This window comes from Alcaligenes sp. YSL9, assembly GCF_030515105.1.
GTDB classification, from domain to species: domain Bacteria; phylum Pseudomonadota; class Gammaproteobacteria; order Burkholderiales; family Burkholderiaceae_B; genus Alcaligenes; species Alcaligenes phenolicus.
Map to the genome: position 1 here is coordinate 404,283 of NZ_JALXJU010000002.1, position 14,951 is coordinate 419,233.

The following is a 14,951-nucleotide window of genomic DNA, read 5'->3' on the forward strand; positions in this document are numbered from 1 at the left end:
GATCTATCCTACCCGAAGCAGCACAACTGTTTGTATTTAATAGTTTTAAAAAAAGAAAAACCTCGGGAAATCCCGAGGTTTTTTCATACAGCGAGTCGTATCAACACTCAAATTCAGAACGCAGGAACAATAGAACCTTTGTACTTGTCAGCGATGAATTTCTTCACGTCTTCGCTATGCAGAGCCTGGATCAGCTTGGCCACGCGTGGGTCATCCTTGGACTTGGCAGCTACAGCGATCAAGTTGGCGTAAGGGGAGTCTGCACCTTCGATAGCCAAAGCATCCTTGGTGGGGTTCAGACCGGCTTCCAGCGCGTAGTTGGTGTTGATCAGGGCGATATCCACATCAGCCAGAACGCGAGGCAAGGTAGCGGCTTCCAGCTCCTTGAACTTCAGCTTCTTGGGGTTCTGGTCCACATCACGCGAGGTAGCCAGGATGTTGGAGGGATCTTTCAGCGTCAGAACGCCGGCTTTTTGCAGCAACAGCAAGGCACGGGCACCGTTGGAAGGATCGTTAGGGATCGCCACCAGTGCGCCTTCTTTCAGCTCGTCCAGGCTCTTGATCTTGGTGGAGTAGGCACCGAAGGGCTCAACGTGAACCACGGCCACCGACACCAGATCGGTTTTGTGTTCTTTGTTGAACGTATCCAGGTAAGGTTTGTGCTGGAAGAAGTTGGCATCGATATGGCCGTCAGCCACTTGCTGATTGGGCTGCACGTAATCGGTGAACACCTTGATATCCAGGTTCACACCTTCCTTGGCCAAAGCAGGCTTCACAAACTCCAGCAGCTCGGCATGCGGCACGGGGGTAGCAGCAACCGACAGGGTCTCGGCAGCTTGGGCCACGCTGGCCAGCAGAGCCGACACGGACAAGGCCAGAACGGGAACAAATTTCTTCAAAGACATGAGCGACTCCAGTTTCAGAAAGGCAAGACTATGACGATAGCTGCCAGGACTTATTTTCGGCTCAAGCGAGCCACCATGGCGTCTCCAAACACCTGCAGGAGTTGCACCAGCACCACCAGGATAGTCACGGTCACCACCATGACATCCGTTTGATATCGTTGATAACCAAAGCGCAAGGCCAGGTCACCCAGGCCACCACCGCCGATCACACCGGACATGGCCGAATACCCCACCAGGGCAATCGCGGTCACAATCAGGGCCGCCACAATGCCGGTCGTCGCCTCAGGCAGCAAAGCCAGCAAAACGGTCTGACGGGAGTTCGCTCCCATGGCACGGCAGGCCTCATTCACACCGGGATCCAGTTCACGCAGGACGTTTTCCACCAAACGGGCAAAAAACGGCGCGGCGCTCAGGACCAAGGGTGGAATAGCGCCCTGCACCCCCAACGACGTACCGGCCAGAATGCGTGTCAAAGGAATAATGACGATCAGGAGAATCAGGAACGGCACGGACCGCAAAATATTCACGATCAGGGACAAGCTCTGGTAGATCCAGGCATTGTCCAGCATCTGCTTGCGGCTGGTCAGAAACAGCAGCACGCCTAATGGCAAACCAATAATTGCGGTAAAGCCCAGCGAAATACCCGTCATCAACAAGGTATCAATCGTGGCTTCACCAATCAGCGCCCAATCCAGGTTGCTAAAGTTCATGGTCGCAATACCTCAAATTGGACATTCAATTCAGTCAGCAAGGCATCCAGCCCTGCTTTAGCCTGCGCATCGCCTTCCACGGCCACGACCAGTTGTCCGTAAGGCTCGGTCTTGATGCGGCCAATGGCCCCCTGCAAAATACTGACATTCAGCCCCAGCTGGCTGGTGATACGGCTGATCAAAGGCTCCGTTGTCGCCACACCGCGCACGCTCAAGCGCATGACGCTACCGGGCACACCCTCTGCCAAGGCATGCCAGTCGTCAGCGTTCACGCCGCTTTCACTGAGCAAGGACTGCGTAGTGGGATGATGCGGGTGCAAAAACACATCCAGCACTTCACCACACTCCACAATCTTGCCGGCATCAATCACGGCAACCCGATCACAGACTGAGCGAATGACATCCATGCCGTGCGTAATCAGGACAATCGTCAGCCCCAGCTCCTGATTGATCTCGCGCAGCAAACGCAAGATCGACTGGGTGGTTTCCGGATCCAGCGCCGAGGTCGCTTCGTCGCACAGCAAAAGCTGCGGCCGATTGGCCAGGGCACGGGCAATACCGACGCGCTGCTGTTGTCCGCCCGATAACTGACGGGGATACTTATTGGCATGGTCCTTCAAGCCCACCAGCTCCAGCACTTCCAGAGCACGAGCGTGACGTTGGGCGCGATCCACCCCTGCCAGGCGCAGAGGAAAACAGACATTATCCAGAACCGTGCGGGAATGGAGCAGATTGAAATGCTGGAACACCATACCCACGCCCTGTCGGAACGCGCGCAACTGCGCACCCGAAAAGCGTGTGATGTCCTGATCCTGTACCCAGACCTGACCTGAACTGGGTTGCTCAAGCAGATTGAGCATGCGGATCAGCGTACTTTTCCCAGCACCCGAGCGACCAATAATACCGAAGACCTCTCCTTGGTGAATCTGCAAGGAAACGTCGTTCAAAGCATGAACGGTCTTGCCTGCCAGGGAATAGGTTTTTGAGATGTGTTCAAGACGAATCAAGATGAACTCAGCCTAGTTAGTCAGTCGAGTTATAAAAGCCTGAGCTGTAAGCGAAATTTACCATAAAGCAAATTTGACTATGACCAGATAGATATAACCCAAGGAAATATTGAAACCATACTGAGGGCTGCACTGTATAGCAAGATTTCCGACCGGCCAATGCGCGGATGTGACCTTGGCTGTGCAAGGCAAGCGCCCAAAGAAAAAGGCCGCTAAGAGCGGCCTTGTTTCTACGTTTCAGTTTAGTGGTGGGTCGTGCGCGACTCGAACGCGCGACCAACGGATTAAAAGTCCGCTGCTCTACCGACTGAGCTAACGACCCCCGACTGAAAGATGAAATTATGGCCTGATTCGAAGGAGCCGTCAAGCACTAAATGCAAAATAATTGGAAAAAAGGCGTTTTTCTTTAAAAAACCTGAAAACAGCGTCTTGTTAAGGCCCCGCCCCTGCCCTTTTCCCTGTTTCAGAAACAAAATCGGAACATCTATCCAGGAGCATTTACTGCTGAAAATAGAAAATGCCTCCCGAGACTGAGGTCAGACCCCAATGCCGGGAGGCATTCAAAGACGATCAGGCTCGTCTAGCGCTTAACGGGCACGAGAAATACGAACCTCGGCACCACGGCGTTTGACCTCCAGCCCTTCGGACGGCAGGATCTTCAATCCTTCCAGACCCTTGATGTAGCTGGAGCCCTGCATCTGCATGACGCGAATCTTGTTGCGCATCACAACCGGGCTGTGCTCGGGCATGCCAAACATCCAGACCTCATCCAGCAAACGAGCCGAGTTGAACTCGGATGTATGCTTGACCACCGGTCCCAGACACAGCATATGGCCTTCGCGGCCAAAGACCGGCAAGCGGTCCAGACCCACAGTCATTTTCAGGATGGTGCCGCCTTCATAGCGCCAGCCCGTGCTCAGATCCCACCAGGCATCGCCTTCAGGCAGGTAGACCTCGATATCCTGGCCGGGCTGCAAGACAGGAGCCACCAGCAAGGCAGGACCCAACAAATACTGGGTATCCCACAAGCGAGCCTGGGCATCTGCCGGGAAGCTTTGAGCCATGGAGCGCTGTACCGGCAAGCCAGTACGCACGGCGTCTTCAATAATGCCCAATACATAAGGCACCAGACGGAAACGCCACTCCAGCCAATGAGCAACCTGAGCCTGGGTTTCTTCATCAAACGCATCAGGACGCAAGGCAGGAATACCTTGCAGACTGAAGTTTGCCGAGAAAACCGACATGGCCAACCAGCGCAGGTACAACTCTGGCGTCATTTCGCTAGTCGATGCAGCCGCATTGCCCCAGCCATGAATCTGGATAGGCACGCCGCTATTACCGGTAGCCAAGGCGGACTTCAAGGATTGCGTCAGACCTGCCCAGGTATTTTCCACCTGCGGGCCCAACTGCCAGGCAAAGCGCTGGGAAGATGGGCTCAGGTCGCGGCTGGCAACCACGCCTTCTTGCGGTGTCTTGTGACCGGCAACAGCATCAAACAGGGCCTGACGTGCCAGCACAGGGTAAATTGCACGCAACAGGGCGCCAGACTCGCCACCACGGCTGGTGATGGCATCCGGAATATCAAAACGGGCATTGCACAACACGGCACCCAGACCATCGTCGACCATCTGACGCTGGCGCTCGGTCCACATGCGGAACACGTCTTTGTGGGTCAGGTCCAGCAAACCGTAGTCGCGTCCACCGCTTAGCTCGTCGCCAGGGAAGACATAGGCGCAGCCGTCGTCATCATTGATAAGCAACCAACCGCGATCTTCCCACTCTTCGAACAAGCTGGTGCCCGCCAGTACGCAAGGACGAGTCCAGGCGGCCAGCTGCAACTGATCATTCTGCAAGGCAGAGAAAGCGTCGCGAGGGTCAGCCATGCGGGCGGCATCCCACTCCAGCGTAGGCTTGTCCTGCTGAAAATCGTAAGGCTCCGGTGGCGGCAAGACGGCCACATCCAGCGCAATGCCCTGCTCGCGGCACTGATTGGCCAGCTCACGCAAGGACGTTACATCCTGCGCCTGAGCGCCATCCAGCCACAAGCCCATAGGCGTGACACCGGGCTGACCAGCACGGCCCGTCAAGGCGGAGTACTGGTTGATGATTTCGCTGGGATCACCCAGGAACAGGAAGAAATCCAGGTCGGCAGCGTGTACACGAGCGCGGTACGCATCCAGGTCTTGCTGACCCAGATCATGTTCAACCCGCTCGAAGGTATTGATGTATAAACCCCAGCCTTGGGTGCTCCAGAGCAAAGGCAGGCTGCGGTCGTCCGGGCGATCGGTGTCGACTGTTTCCTCGCGGCGGTCCAGCTCGCCCAGGGTTTCGCCCAAACCATACAGGGCATCTTCCTCGGCCAGGGCCAGAGCCAGCTGCCAGCAACTGTTGGGCTCTTGCTCGAGTGTCAATGGCTGATCGCCACTGCTCAAGAGCAGTTGCTCGCCACGCCGGACTTCAAAGCGCCACGGATTGGCCTGAATGTGCAGGGCAAGCTCGCCCTGCTCAATCCGCCAGCCCGAATCGGCTGCTTCCAGTTGAAATTCGCTGACCGCCTCATGGCGGGCCAGCAGCATATCGCCCAAAGCTTTGGCACGGGTACTGAGCTTTTCATTATCGAGCCGGGTAGCCGGCATACAGCGGAAACGAAAAACACCCGGCGCATGAGCTTCGATGCGCAGCGCAAAATCGGTTTCGACAAAAGCGAAATCGGCCTGGGCCGGTTTCGTCGTCAACAAACTCAGATGATTAAACAATTGTGTCACGTCGTCAGAGTGGAGCGAACGGCACGATGCTGATCGCAGGGTCACGCTCAAGATTACTTAACAAGGCCACTATTTTGACGTATTTGCGCTACAAAGGAAAATGTTGCTTCAAATTTCGCCGAAATAATTCGAAAAAAGGGCCTTAGCGAGGTATTAAAGCTTGCTCCAAACGCCGCTCCAAAGGAATGGGTTCCTCCAGACAATAAGCGGCAAACAAACTGGCTGCCAGCAGGCTCCAACTCAAACCACGTGAGCCGTAAGCCGCAGCCATAAACAAACCGGGCGGGCCCGGCACAAAACCCATCACGGGCAAATGATCACTTAAAGCACAGCGCCAACCGGCCCATCCTTGTTCGGGTGTTGCCACCGCCACAGCGGGATGAGCCAGCATGGCAGAAACTTTTTCTATATTTTGCTGATGACCCTGGCGGCTGACCTGGGCAGACTCACCAAAACGTTCGTAGGTGCTACCAATGACTTGCCCCTGCGGGCCTACAGGCAGGATATAGCCCTGACCGCTTAAAGTCACTTCGCCACGAGTCAAAGCCTGTTCGGCAGGCAAGTATGTCACCTGCCCGGCCAGACGCTGCATGGCCGCCAGCCGTGGCAGGGGATGCTGGGCCAAGAACTCGTCGGGCAGCAAACTCAGGCTTTGGGCTGCCGCAGCTATCACTACACGATTGCTGCTTTCGAGGCACTCCCCCTGCTGATTGCAGACCTCCCACACTTCCGGCTCCGGGCCGGCTCGCAAGGACACCTGCTCTGGCAGGCATTGAATCAAGGGGTGATCCAGCAGATAGGCAACCAGTGCGCCGGGATTCACCACCATGCCTTGCGGAAAATACAGGCCACCGCCTTGCAGCGGCACCCCAGCCAAGGCCGAGCCCTGCTCACGATCCAGCCATTGCACCCAATCCTGGTCCAAGGCCAAACGCTCCAGCGCCTGCTGAATTTCGGCATCACTATTGCCCGCCTGCCCAAACACCAAGGTTCCGACTCGACGCGGGCGAGCCGCTTCCGGCAAGTCTTTCCAGCCCTGCCAGGCATGCAGAACAGCATTACGGCTCAAGCGGGCCAAGGGGGCATCATCCAGGGCGAACACGGGGGAGATGGCAGCCAGACGGTGGCCTTGATGCGTTGCATCCAGGCCCTGGCTCAGTGCCGGATCACAAACCAGAACGGGCACACCTTTGCGGGCCAACTCCCAGGCACAGGCCGCTCCCGCCAAACCGGCACCAATCACTACCGCCCGCCCTTGCTGTGGTGGCAAATTGCTTCGTCGTCCCAGGTGGGGACGCAAGCGAGCGCGAATGGTGCACCACTTCCCCCCGGCACCGGGGACTTTTTCCACTTCAAAACCTACCGAGGCCAGATCACGTCGCACCTGCCCGGCACAGCACCAGGAAGCCGCTGTCGCCCCCGGCGCAGCCAGACGCACCAGTTGCCCCAGGACCGACCGCGACCACATGGAAGGATTGCCACGGGGCGCAAAGCCATCCAGGTAAAACGCGTCCGCATGGCAGTGCAGCTCGCGCATCATGGTTTCGGCTTGCCCAAAGGCCAAGGTCAGTGTGACTTGTCCCCTATCCAGCTCCAGCCTGTGTATGCCCGGCACCAGTATGGGCCAGGCTGCCAGCAGTTCCTGGGCTTGGGTCTGCAACTCCTCGGGCAAGCGGGCGTACAGAATCGCCAAATCTGCCTGGCGGAAGGGATGGGCCTCAACCGACACGAAATGCAGCCGCTGGCTGCGCTCCGGGTCCTGACGCCAGGCCTGCCAGGTAGCCAGAAAGCTGGCCCCCAGTCCAAAGCCGGTTTCACAAATCGTAAATTGGGATCGCCCCCGCCAACGCTCGGGCAGACCATTACCGTGCAGAAACACCCGTCGTGCCTGCCCCAAAGGGCCATCTGCCGGGTGATAGCTATCCTGATACACCGCGCTGACGGGCACGCCATGCTCATTGAACTCCAGAACGGCCGGGACCAGGGGCTCAAACGCAGAGGCAGCCATTAATTTTCCTGCCCATAACAACACTCACACACGCTCTAACCCCTTAAACTGGCCTTAATCAAACTGACACCAACAAACACGTACAATGAAAAGTCTCAGCTTCAGACTTTTCTTTTTTAAAACCGGATTGCCATGCCATTGTCACGTTTACCGCTCAGCGCCTGCCTGGACGCTGCTGTTACCGCAGCCCATGCCGCCGCCGCTATTTTACAAGCCTATGCGTCGGACCGTAGCTCTCTGGTGATCAGCAACAAAATGCACAACGATCTGGTGTCGCAAGCCGATCATGAAGCCGAGCAGGCCTGCATCAGTGTGCTGATGGAGCGCACCCCGGACATTGATATCGTGGCCGAGGAAAGCGGCGGCGTGAATACAGGCCGTCCCACCTGGTATATCGACCCGCTGGATGGCACGACCAACTTCCTGCACGGCATTCCTCACTATGCCGTCTCAGTTGCCCTGATTGCCCCGGCCGGCACGCAAATGGATAACGGCGTTCTGGCCCAGGACACGCCGGTCATTGCCGTGGTCTACGACCCCAATCGCGAAGAGCTGTTTACCGCCATGTACGGTGTGGGCGCCTGGTTAAATGGCAGCCGTATTCAGACATCCTCATCGAAAAAACTGGCGGACTCGGTATTGGCCACAGGCTTTCCCTTCCGCGACTTCTCTTTTTCCGACCAATACATGCCCAGCCTGAACGCCTCCATTACAGGCAGCCGTGGTGTGCGCCGCATGGGTGCCGCCGCGCTGGATCTGGCCTGGGTGGCTTGTGGCCGTTACGACGGTTATTGGGAAATGGGCCTGGCCCCTTGGGACGTTGCCGCTGGCACCTTGCTGGTGCGTGAAGCCAAGGGTGTGTGTCAGGACCTGTATCAGGAAGAGCCCTGGCCCGTCAGCGGTCACGTCTACGCAGGCAATGCCCACATTGCCGATGAGTTGCTGGGCATGGTGCGTCCGTCGCTGACACAGCGTCCGACCAAACCCAAGCCTTAACGCCTTATTCGGGGCCAGTTGCCAAACCTCCTGCTCTGATCTTCATCGCCCGATAAAAAAGCGAGCCATTTAAAACGGCTCGCTTTTTTCATACAGATCAGGTTGCAGGCCAGGTTTAGCGATTTGCTGAGTAATCGTCCCTTCCTCCAAACCTCCAAATCAAGCCTGCGCTTCAGGCTTGACTTGCTCATCCCGCAGGACGCGGCGCAAGATCTTGCCCACATTGCTCTTGGGCAGTTCATCACGGAACTCAATAATGCGGGGACGCTTGTACGCCGTCAGACGCTCTTTGCACCATTGCTTGATATCGGCTTCAGTCAAGGACGGATTACGTTTGACCACGAACAGCTTGATGCTTTCACCACTGTGCTCGCTGGGCACCCCCACCGCCGCCACTTCCAGCACATCAGGATGCGCCGCCACCACGTCTTCAATTTCATTCGGATAGACGTTAAAGCCCGACACCAGAATCATGTCTTTCTTGCGATCCACTAGACGAATACGTCCCTGCTGATCCATGACACCGATATCACCTGTCTTCAAGAAACCATTAGGCGTAAAGACATTGGCGGTTTCCTCCGGCTGGTTCCAGTAAGCCGACATAACCTGCGGCCCTTTGACGGCCAGCTCGCCTTGTTCACCCATGGCAACCGGTTGCCCCTGTTCGTCCAGCAAGAGCACATCGGTTGAAGGCAAGGGAAATCCAATCGTGCCACTGTAATCGCGTGAATCCGTCGAGTTCACCGCCACCACCGGGGAGGTTTCCGACAGACCATAGCCTTCAATCAAAGGGCAGCCCGTCACAGCCAGCCAACGCTCGGCCACGGCTTTTTGCAAGGCGGCACCACCGGCCAGACACAGTTTGAGCTGCGCAAACGGCAAGGTACGGAATTTTTCGTGATTCGCCAGCGCATTGAACAAGGTATTCACCGCTGGAACGACTTCAGGCGGATTGCGTTTCCAGGCCTTGTAAACCGAATTGAGATCGCGCGGATTCATCACCAGCACCATATGCATACCTGCATACATGGCAAACAGACCGCAAACCGTCAGCGCGAAGATATGATAGAGCGGCAAGGCCACCATCATGGTGTAAGCCGGGCCTTTAAAGTCACCCAAAGCGGGAAAGCCCACGGCCTCCACCTGCAAGACGTTTGCCATCAAATTGCGCTGGCTAAGCATGGCGCCTTTAGGACGGCCCGTTGTGCCGCCCGTGTATTGCAACAGCGCCAGATCATCCGGTTTGGCGGGCTGACGGCTCAGGCTCAATTTGCTGCCCTGCTCCAGCACGGCCTCCAGACTGTGCGAACCCGGCAAGGAATAAGACGGCACCATGCGTTTCAAATAACGCACGGCGAAATTCACCACGCTGCCCTTGAGCCCCATCAGATCACCCACGGTACTCAACACCACGTGGGCAGGCTTCACATTGTCAGGAACTTGCTGCAGCACATGCGCAAAGGTTTCCAGAATCACAATGACCTGGGCCTGGCTATCGGCCAGTTGGAACTCCAGTTCGCGTTCGGTGTATTGCGGGTTGGTATTGACGCCCACCATGCCCGCCCGCATGGTGCCCAGCAAGCAAATCAGGAAGGGCAAACCATTGGGCAGCATCAGCATCACACGGCTGCCACGCTCCAGCCCCTGTGCCTGCAACCAGGCCGCGAAGGCATCCGCGCTGCGGTCCAGATGTTCATAGGAAATGTCATGCCCCATAAAGGTCAGCGCAGTCCTGTCCTTATGCTTTTTCATGGCGGCATCCAGACAATCGATCAAAGTCTGCTCGGCGCCTAACTGAATCTCATGGGGCACGGAGGCCGGATAATGCTCGAGCCAAGGTTTTTGCTGAGTATCCAAGGGCTTGTCACCTAATACGTGTTTATTTATGGTTAACTCTACTCTACTTTATTGTTCAAACCCAAGGACAAGCCCGCATCATGAAGCTGTTTGAACCCATTTCCGCCTGGTCGCATGAAATTGCGGCTATCCGGCGCGATCTCCACACCTACCCCGAACTGGCTTTCGAGGAAACCCGGACGGCCGATCAAGTCGCGTCCTGGCTGGAGAAATGGGATATTCCGGTACATCGTGGTCTGGGCGTGACAGGCGTTGTCGGTATCCTGAAGGGCACGGGCGGCGAAGGTCCATCCGTGGGGCTGCGCGCCGATATGGACGCCCTGCCCATGCAGGAGCTGAACGAGTTCGAACACAAAAGCCGTCACGACGGCAAGATGCATGCCTGTGGACACGATGGACATACCGCCATGCTGCTGGGTGCAGCGCGCTACCTGTCCGAGCACCGTGATTTTGCGGGCACCATCTATCTGATTTTTCAGCCTGCCGAAGAAGGTTTTGGCGGCGCACGCGAAATGATCAAGGATGGCTTGTTCACGCTGTTCCCCATGCAAGCTGTATTCGGCCTGCATAACTGGCCCGGCATGCCTGCCGGCACCTTCGGGGTTTTGCCAGGCGGCATGATGGCCTCCAGCAATACCTTTGAAATTCGCATTGAAGGCAAAGGCGCCCATGGAGGCATGCCCCATCTGGGCGTGGACCCCATCATGGCGGCCGTGCAACTGGCGCAAAGTCTGCAAACCATTGTCAGCCGCAATGTGGACCCCCTCGAACCCGTGGTGCTGAGCATTACCCAGATTCATGCCGGCTCTGCCGATAACGTTATTCCCAACGAAGCAGTCATGCGCGGCACGGTACGCACCTTCTCCACCGAAGCCCTGGACCTGGTCGAGACCCGCATGCGCGAACTGTGCGAGCAAAGCTGTGCCGCCCAGGGTTGCAAGGCCGAGTTCGACTTTGACCGCCGCTACCCCCCCACCATCAATAATCCCGAGCAAGCGGCCTTTTGCGCGCAAGTCATCCGGGAGCTGGTCGGCCCCGACAAGCTGCGTCAGGACATCCGCCCTTCCATGGGCGCCGAAGATTTCTCCTTCATGTTGCAAGAAGTCCCCGGCTGCTATGTCTGGCTAGGCAATGGCGATGGCGACCATCGCAGTCAGGGCCACGGCATGGGTCCGTGCATGCTGCACAACGGCAGCTACGACTTCAACGACGCCCTGATTCCTATTGGCGCCAGCTACTGGGCCAAACTGGCTCTAGACTGGCTGGCACAACACCGTTGATGCTTTAACAAATGTTTCATAGCGGGGCCAAAGCTTGCCGTTACAATGGCAGGTTCTATTGTTGACGGCGTGCGCTCCGCGCGACGGGCATCTGTCCCACCACCCTTTCTTCCTATACGGGAGTATTTGTGACTACTTCAAGCAACATCTCTTCGCTCCCGGACGGAGCCCCCACCCTGCGCGTCATGCCCATGCCCACAGACGCCAATATTCACGGTGACGTGTTTGGTGGCTGGATCATGTCCCAGGTGGACATTGCCGGAGCAATTCCTGCAACACGACGCGCCCAAGGCCGGGTCGCCACCATTTCCGTGAATGCCTTCACCTTCAAGCAGCCCGTGTTTGTGGGTGATTTGCTTAGTTTCTACACAGAAATCATCAAAACAGGCCGCACCTCCATTACGGTTTCGGTGGAAGTGTATGCAGAACGCAAACGCCTGCAACTTGAAACGGTCAAGGTAACGGAAGCCACGCTTACCTATGTGGCTACCGATGACGAGCGCCGCAGCCGCCCGCTGCCCCCTCTCTAAGTATTCGTGACAGGCAGGCCTATGCAGGAAAACCTGGTACCCCCTACTTCGCCCAGTGACACTCCCAAGCCACGCCGCCTGGAGCCCGAGGATGCGCAGCAGGCACTTTATCGCCTGAAAAACATCCTCAAGCGCCAGGAAGTGGTGGAATCGCTGGCCCAGCGCCAGTTCGAGGACGACGACCGCTCCAACCTGCTTGAGGGCTTGATCCATCGCCAGCATGAGAGCGAGATCAAGTCCATCCTGAACGATCTGCACCCGGCCGACATTGCCTTCATTCTGGAGTCCTTGCCCGAGCTGGAACGCCAGGCCATCTGGCAATTGGTGGATGCCGAGCACGACGCCGACGTGCTGCTGGAAGTAGCGGACTGGGCACGTGAATCGCTGATTCGTTCCATGGACGCCGCGGACCTGATCGCGGCCGCCGGCAATATGGATGCCGACGAAATTGCCGATCTGGTCCCTGACCTGCCGCCCGATGTGGTGGCAGCCGTGCAGCGCGGCCTGACGGACGAGGAGCGTGCACAGCTGATCGAAGCCATGGGCTACCCCGAAGACACCGTGGGCGCCATCATGGACTTTGACATGGTGCGCGTGCGCGAGGACGTCACCCTGGAAGTGGTCCTGCGTTACCTGCGACGTTTGCAGGAACTGCCCGACCACACTGACCAGATCTTTGTGGTGGATCGTGCCGACAAACTGCAAGGCACGCTGTCGCTGACCCGCATGCTGGTCAGCGAGCCTGAAACCCTGGTGTCCTCCGTCATGTCCACCGATTATCTGACTCTGAATCCACTGGATTCGGACTCGGATGCAGCCGGGGCCTTTGAGCGTTATGACTTGGTGTCTGCTCCCGTGGTGGACGATATTGGCCGCCTGATTGGCCGAGTCACCATTGACGAAGTAGTGGACGTGCTGCAAGAGGACTCGGAAGAACAGGCCCTGTCTCGTGCCGGTCTGCAAGAGGACGATATTTTCTCGCCCATCCGTACGGCTATCCGCAACCGGGCCCCCTGGCTGCTGATCAATCTCTGTACGGCAGCAACGGCTTCCTTCATTGCCTCGCGCTTTGAGGATACCGTCAGCCACATCGTGATCCTGGCTTTCCTGATGTCGATTGTGGCCGGTATTGGTGGCAACTCCGGCAACCAGACCATGACCATGATCATTCGTGCCATTGCCACCGGCCGAGTCACAGGTTCCAACGTCCTGCCATTGATCAAGCGCGAACTGCTGGTGACCTTTCTGGTTGGTGTTTGTGGCAGCGCGGTAACGGCATTCTTTGCCTGGTTTATCTCCGGCTCGATCGCCATTGCTGCCGTGATGATGGCCGCCATGATCGGCAATATGTTGATTGGCGCGGCGCTGGGCGTGATGATCCCGATTCTGCGTGATCGCTTTGGCAATGACCCGGCTGTGGGCTCCTCGGTATTGCTGACCTTTGCGACGGACTCGCTAGGTTTCTTGCTGTTCCTGGGACTGGCGACGGTGTTCTTGCTGTAAATCGCCTGCGGGTATGATTAAAAAAAACCGGCTTCTGGCCGGTTTTTTGATTTCTGCATCAAAAGGAGTAAATCGCCTCTTTTAATCTTTTGGCCCCAGGGAACCTGAAAATCCGAACACTGGAACACCTAAATATCGGGGCGTTGGCCCGTTGATCCGTTGGATTTCAGTATGTTTGCCTTATCTTGTTAAGCACAAGCTCTCTACCTTTTCCCGGGGAAAAACGTGGTAGCCAATCTCAGAAGTTGCTGCAAACTCAAACACGCGCACCAAACTGTCCTTCCAAACAACTAAGATCGTGAGGACGACAGTCGGGCCTCTTCCAAGAACACTTCCAAACTCTCCTGTGTCCCCACGGCCTGAGCTCTTTGCAAAGACTCGGTCTGCGCTGTGTGCTCAAAAAAATCCAGTACGCCATTGGTCACTCGCGGCGCAATGCCTGCCAACTCCAGCTGACGACGCACTTGCAGAACCTCGTCACGGCGGCGCACGCCGTGCACCAGATGGCTGCGCAGGCAGGACTCCATAAAGTCCTGCAAGCCCCGCTGATTCAAATCCTCCAGGACTTCATACAGCTCGGCCCGCAAACCCATGCGCTCGGCCAGCATCAAGTTTTCAATTCCCAAGGCCTCCAGCCCCTTGGTCATCAAACTGCGCAGCAGCTTCAAGCGCATTGCATCCCCCGCCTGTCCCGGCAAGATACGCACAGAAGCGCCCTGAGCCTGCCAAAACGCCGCAGCCCTGCCTGCCCCTTGCCCTGCCGCCAACAAAGCCGTCTGAGCGCCTGTAGAGGGCACAGAGCCCATAATCGCCAGGTCAGCCAGCTCGATTCCGTGCTGTTGCGCCAAAACGTCCATGCTCTCCATGTCCTGGGGCTCGGCCGTACACAAATCCATGTACAGCGCTCTCACAGACAAATGCGGCATGACGGCCTTGGCCACTATGTATGCCTGTGTTCCCGTCACTGCCGACAACACGCCGTCAAGACTCCGCCAATCCGTATCCGCCTGCAAGCACAGTTGCGCTCCCAATTGCTGCGCCAGTTCGCTGGCTGCGGCACTTTCCCGGCGCACCAGGATAAACGGCACCTGCACACCAGCCGACTTCAAGGCAGCACCATAAAAACGCGCGACTTCGCCCGCCCCGATCAGGGCAATACGATGTAATAAGGGAGATGTTGTCATAGAAAAACACACAGAAGAAACGATCAGCCGCAGCCGGTAGCACCAAGCTGCGTCCTGTAGCTTACAGGGAAAAACGGCCCTGCATGAGCGGGATATAACCATTCACAGATCAGTTCGCAGCAACAAAGCTGGCATCCAAGAAAAAACCCCATGCGCCAGGGGCTCATGGGGTTTGATCTCGCAGCCTGCAGGCTGGGCAGCTTGAG

11 protein-coding genes and 1 tRNA gene are annotated in these 14,951 nt (G+C 57.1%); 4 read left to right on the top strand and 8 right to left on the bottom strand.

Features of this window, described 5'->3' with window-relative positions:
* Positions 1 to 113: 113 nt before the first annotated feature.
* From M2Q46_RS09995 to mnmC, 6 genes are all read right to left on the bottom strand, one after another.
* On the bottom strand, positions 114 to 905 hold the full coding sequence (locus M2Q46_RS09995) for a MetQ/NlpA family ABC transporter substrate-binding protein (RefSeq protein WP_009455007.1): 792 nt from the start codon (positions 903 to 905) through the stop codon (positions 114 to 116).
* 50 nt (positions 906 to 955) lie between these two features.
* Positions 956 to 1,615 (bottom strand): methionine ABC transporter permease, encoded by a 660-nt coding sequence (locus M2Q46_RS10000; RefSeq protein WP_022983463.1) that lies wholly within the window; start codon positions 1,613 to 1,615, stop codon positions 956 to 958.
* Complete coding sequence (locus tag M2Q46_RS10005; protein ID WP_045930959.1) at positions 1,612 to 2,622, bottom strand: methionine ABC transporter ATP-binding protein; 1,011 nt, start codon at positions 2,620 to 2,622, stop codon at positions 1,612 to 1,614. The genes M2Q46_RS10000 and M2Q46_RS10005 overlap by 4 nt, the downstream gene beginning before the upstream one ends.
* Before the next feature lie 246 nt (positions 2,623 to 2,868).
* Positions 2,869 to 2,944: transfer RNA gene (locus M2Q46_RS10010), tRNA-Lys, on the bottom strand.
* A gap of 265 nt (positions 2,945 to 3,209) precedes the next feature.
* The gene (locus tag M2Q46_RS10015; RefSeq protein WP_115634325.1) at positions 3,210 to 5,378 is read right to left on the bottom strand and encodes a glycoside hydrolase family 31 protein; all 2,169 of its coding nucleotides are present in this window, start codon (positions 5,376 to 5,378) and stop codon (positions 3,210 to 3,212) included.
* 151 nt (positions 5,379 to 5,529) lie between these two features.
* Positions 5,530 to 7,395, bottom strand: coding sequence for an FAD-dependent 5-carboxymethylaminomethyl-2-thiouridine(34) oxidoreductase MnmC (gene mnmC / locus M2Q46_RS10020; protein ID WP_302357171.1), 1,866 nt, complete (start codon positions 7,393 to 7,395; stop codon positions 5,530 to 5,532).
* A gap of 132 nt (positions 7,396 to 7,527) precedes the next feature.
* Between mnmC and M2Q46_RS10025 the strand changes: the two genes are divergently transcribed.
* Entirely contained in the window at positions 7,528 to 8,391 is an 864-nt protein-coding gene (locus tag M2Q46_RS10025; protein WP_060185615.1) for an inositol monophosphatase family protein, read from the top strand.
* A 159-nt stretch (positions 8,392 to 8,550) separates the two neighbouring features.
* On the opposite strand, the gene M2Q46_RS10030 is transcribed toward M2Q46_RS10025, so the two are convergent.
* Entirely contained in the window at positions 8,551 to 10,248 is a 1,698-nt protein-coding gene (locus M2Q46_RS10030; protein ID WP_203145058.1) for an AMP-binding protein, read from the bottom strand.
* Positions 10,249 to 10,328: 80 nt separating this feature from the next.
* Here M2Q46_RS10030 and M2Q46_RS10035 point away from each other — a divergent pair, with 80 nt between their 5' ends.
* From M2Q46_RS10035 to mgtE, 3 genes are all read left to right on the top strand, one after another.
* The gene (locus M2Q46_RS10035; RefSeq protein WP_035271064.1) at positions 10,329 to 11,528 is read left to right on the top strand and encodes a M20 aminoacylase family protein; all 1,200 of its coding nucleotides are present in this window, start codon (positions 10,329 to 10,331) and stop codon (positions 11,526 to 11,528) included.
* 185 nt (positions 11,529 to 11,713) lie between these two features.
* Positions 11,714 to 12,058, top strand: a complete 345-nt coding sequence (locus M2Q46_RS10040) for an acyl-CoA thioesterase (RefSeq protein ID WP_003803527.1) — start codon at positions 11,714 to 11,716, stop codon at positions 12,056 to 12,058.
* Between the two features lie 21 nt (positions 12,059 to 12,079).
* Positions 12,080 to 13,561 carry a magnesium transporter gene (gene mgtE / locus M2Q46_RS10045; RefSeq protein WP_109088800.1) on the top strand — a complete coding sequence of 494 codons (1,482 nt, stop codon included), beginning with the start codon at positions 12,080 to 12,082 and terminating at the stop codon, positions 13,559 to 13,561.
* A gap of 290 nt (positions 13,562 to 13,851) precedes the next feature.
* Here mgtE and M2Q46_RS10050 read toward each other — a convergent pair whose 3' ends face one another.
* Positions 13,852 to 14,745, bottom strand: a complete 894-nt coding sequence (locus M2Q46_RS10050; protein ID WP_170978597.1) for a DUF1932 domain-containing protein — start codon at positions 14,743 to 14,745, stop codon at positions 13,852 to 13,854.
* Positions 14,746 to 14,951 lie beyond the last annotated feature (206 nt).

Bases quoted from the DNA above. Each gene is read 5' to 3' on its own strand.
- mnmC (WP_302357171.1), bottom strand. From the start codon at position 7,395: ATGGCTGCCTCTGCGTTTGAGCCCCTGGTCCCGGCCGTTCTGGAGTTC.
- M2Q46_RS09995 (WP_009455007.1), bottom strand. From the start codon at position 905: ATGTCTTTGAAGAAATTTGTTCCCGTTCTGGCCTTGTCCGTGTCGGCT.
- mgtE (WP_109088800.1), top strand. From the start codon at position 12,080: ATGCAGGAAAACCTGGTACCCCCTACTTCGCCCAGTGACACTCCCAAG.
- M2Q46_RS10040 (WP_003803527.1), top strand. From the start codon at position 11,714: ATGCCCATGCCCACAGACGCCAATATTCACGGTGACGTGTTTGGTGGC.
- M2Q46_RS10025 (WP_060185615.1), top strand. From the start codon at position 7,528: ATGCCATTGTCACGTTTACCGCTCAGCGCCTGCCTGGACGCTGCTGTT.
- M2Q46_RS10050 (WP_170978597.1), bottom strand. From the start codon at position 14,745: ATGACAACATCTCCCTTATTACATCGTATTGCCCTGATCGGGGCGGGC.
- M2Q46_RS10035 (WP_035271064.1), top strand. From the start codon at position 10,329: ATGAAGCTGTTTGAACCCATTTCCGCCTGGTCGCATGAAATTGCGGCT.
- M2Q46_RS10000 (WP_022983463.1), bottom strand. From the start codon at position 1,615: ATGAACTTTAGCAACCTGGATTGGGCGCTGATTGGTGAAGCCACGATT.